Source organism: Pseudomonas sp. RIT-PI-S (genome assembly GCF_025642975.1).
Lineage (GTDB): Bacteria > Pseudomonadota > Gammaproteobacteria > Pseudomonadales > Pseudomonadaceae > Aquipseudomonas.
Genome location: NZ_JANZKJ010000005.1, coordinates 82,944 through 86,053, shown reverse-complemented (window position 1 = coordinate 86,053; position 3,110 = coordinate 82,944). Strand labels below are relative to the sequence as shown.

The 3,110-nt window shown below is 67.1% G+C and carries 3 protein-coding genes; 1 reads left to right on the top strand and 2 read right to left on the bottom strand.

The genetic code is table 11. The features are described from left to right. The first annotated feature begins 10 nt into the window (after nucleotides 1-10). On the top strand, nucleotides 11-883 hold the full coding sequence (locus OGL93_RS09635; RefSeq protein ID WP_263262411.1) for a TauD/TfdA family dioxygenase: 873 nt from the start codon (nucleotides 11-13) through the stop codon (nucleotides 881-883). Nucleotides 884-1,391: 508 nt separating this feature from the next. Here OGL93_RS09635 and OGL93_RS09630 read toward each other — a convergent pair. Both OGL93_RS09630 and OGL93_RS09625 read right to left on the bottom strand, forming a co-directional pair. Then, nucleotides 1,392-2,087: a hypothetical protein gene (locus OGL93_RS09630; RefSeq protein ID WP_263262410.1), complete on the bottom strand. Its 696-nt coding sequence runs from the start codon at nucleotides 2,085-2,087 to the stop codon at nucleotides 1,392-1,394. After that, entirely contained in the window at nucleotides 2,050-3,093 is a 1,044-nt protein-coding gene (locus tag OGL93_RS09625) for a GSCFA domain-containing protein (RefSeq protein WP_263262409.1), read from the bottom strand. The genes OGL93_RS09630 and OGL93_RS09625 overlap by 38 nt, the downstream gene beginning before the upstream one ends. Nucleotides 3,094-3,110 lie beyond the last annotated feature (17 nt).

Here is a 3,110-nt window from a genome sequence, read left to right as displayed (position 1 = left end):
GTGAGGGAACATGGATCAATCAGCACTTGACGCAATCGAACGCATCGCCGGCGAGCAGCGCGCACCCTATCGCAGCCTCAGGGTGGAGCGCCTGACCCCGGTGATCGGCGCCGAAATCACCGGCGTCGACCTGGCCCGGCCATTGAGCGACTCACAACTGGCGGAGATCCGCCGCGCGCTGCTGGAAAACCATGTGCTGGTGTTCCGCGACCAGCAGTTGAGCGTGGAGGAGCACAAGGCGTTCGGGCGGCTGTTCGGCACCTTGCGCGCTTTGCCGCTGGAGGACATCGACGGCGACGACCCGGAGCTGGTGGTGATCCGCGCCAACGCGCAGTCGCGCTACGTTGCCGGTGAGGCCTGGCACACCGACGGCACTGCCGACCCGGAACCCTCCATGGGTTCGCTGTTATACGTGAAGGAAACACCGGCCATCGGCTGCGGCGGCGACACGCTGTTCGCCAACATGCACCTGGCGCTGGAGATGCTGTCGCCGGCCATGCAAGGGTTTCTCGGTGGGCTGACGGCGATCCATGACGGGGCGATGCCCTGGAAGGGCTTCGAAACGCCGCCCGGCCTGCCGAAAACCGAACACCCGGTGGTGGTGCGCCACCCTGATACCGGGCGCAAGAGCCTCTTCGTGAACCCCGGCTTCACCTCGCATATCGTTCAGTTGGCCGGCGGTGAGAGCCAGGCGCTGTTGAACATGCTGTTCGACCTGGTGGCACGCGAACCGATCCTGCATTGCCGTGTGCGCTGGGCGCCCAACACCCTGGTGTTCTGGGACAACCGCTGCACCCAGCACCATGCGGTGTGGGACTACTTCCCGCACTCGCGCTACGGCGAACGGGTGACAATCCTCGGCACCCGACCCCAGGGTTCGTAGCCGTTCCCGGGCTTTGCCCGGTCCCACAGTGGGGGGGGGGTGCGCTCTGTGGGGCTGGGTGTGGCTTTTGTGGGAGACCTTGGGGCTTGGCTTGCCTGGCTGGCAGGTTCCCGGGCTTTGCCCGGTCCCACAGTGGGGGCGCGCGCTCTGTGGGCCTGGGTGTGGCTTGTGTGGGAGATTGTAGGGGGTTGGCTTGCATGGCTGGCAGGTTCCCGGGCTTTGCCCGGTCCCACAGGGGGGGTGCGCTCTGTGGGGCTGGGTGTGGCTTGTGTGGGAGACCTTAGGGGTTGGCTTGATGGCTGTCAGGTTCCCGGGCTTTGCCCGGTCCCACAGTGGGGGGTGCGCTCTGTGGGGCTGGGTGTGGCTTGTGTGGGAGGTTGTAGGGGTTGGCTTGCATGGCTGTCAGGTTCCCGGGCTTTGCCCGGTCCCACAGTGGGGGGGTGCGCTCTGTGGGCAGGTGCGGCGTCTGTGGGAGCGGGCGGAGCCCGCGAATGGACGGCGTGCGCGGTTACAGGCCGGCCTGCAACAGCCGTTCGACGATCAAGTCGCCGAACGCCTGGTTGCCGTGCAGGGGGTCGTTCGCTTCGCAGAAGTTGGGATGCTGCAGGCCGCTGTCGTCGTTGGCGGCCGCGCGTACGTCGATCACTTCCACGCCCAGCCCTTGCAAACGATCGATCAGCCATCGCTGCGCGGCCATGAACACCCGTGGGTCCGCGGTGTCTGGCACCCGTTGCGGCGGCAGCACCGCCAGCACCCGGAGCTCGAGCGCTAACGCCTGTTCATAGAACGCCAGGGCCGGCGCCGAGACGGTGGCCATCAGCGCGGCGAACAGCGTGCCGTCGAGAAAGCCAGGGTCGAATTCGCCATCGGGGCCCTGATAGCACAGCCAGTTATGCGCCGTGGCCAGAAAATGCAGGCTCAACCCCACGGTGCTGACCAAGGGTACGTCGAGCTCGCCCAATGCCGGGGCATTGGCTTCGGCCAAGGCCTGGCGGTACAGGCGATCCATTTCAGCCTCGCGGAACATGATGTCCCCCGGTGCCAGGCGGAAGAAGTCCGTGGCGAAATCCCGCCCTGCGCCCAGCGGGCCGCCGCCGCACGGCACGCCTCGGACCTTGGCAGCGTTGCCGATCACGCCGGCGTGGGAATCGCCCAGCAACAGGAACCTAGGGCTTGGCGTAGTAATCGAGCAGGGCGTCTTCACACGCGAGGTCCTCACTGGGCAGGCGATTGCCGGGGGTAGGGGTGGAGCTGAACGCCTGGGTGGCGTCCAGGCCCGCGAAGAACTGCCGCATCACGAACGCCACGCCCTCGGCGGTGACCTCGCGCTGGTTGGGTTGGTAAAAGGCGCCCTTGAACGGCGTGCCGGTGATGATCTCGTAAGAGGGGAAGTAATCCACGTTGGGGTGGCTTTCGCAGAGTTCCCCGGCCACCGCGCGCAACACCGATTTCGAATAGGTGGTCGCCACCAGCGCATGCTGGCCCGTGGCGGTGGCGGTCAGGGGCACCGGCGACACGGTCAGCAGCAGGCGCAGCCCTGGGTTGACCGAGCGCATCAGCGCCAGGGCAGCCGTCATCTCGCGGTAGGTGTTGGCGAAGCCGAAGTTGTGGAATTCATGGACCTGCGGGTTGAAGGTCCCGCGCACCGTCCCCGGGCACAGCGGATAGAACAGGCCGCTGTGGCGGTCGACCCAGGCCTCGGTCAAGCCGAGGGTAAACACGAACACCTTGGCGCGGCGTACGGCATCGCCAATGGCGGCGAGGGTGCGCGCGCGGTCGGCCCGCAGCGCGTCTTCGCTGGCGAAGCCATCAGGTGCTATCGCCGGGCGGAACGGGTCGAAACAGCGCCCGCCCTGGTGCCATACCTCTTCAGGCACAGCCTTCGCACCCAGTGCCCATTCCAGCCACTGGCGCAGCATCGCGGGGGTGTACAGGTTGCCGGTGCGGAAGGAGAACACGCCGTAGTGGTGGGCTTTGCAGGCCGCTGGCGACAGCTCGGCCGGCGCCGGCTCGGCATCCAGCCAGTGCATGCCGCGCTCCACCAACGCGCGGCCGATGTGCTGGGCGAAACACGAACCGGCAGTGACGATGGCGTCCTTGGGGTCGATGGCGAAGGCAGGTTGCCACAGCTCGCCGATATTCATCGCGGGCTGGTCGGCGACCGCGCTGCGCCAGAAGGCGCGCGGCGGCAGGCATTGATAGGGGTTCACGGCACGGCTCCTGGTCG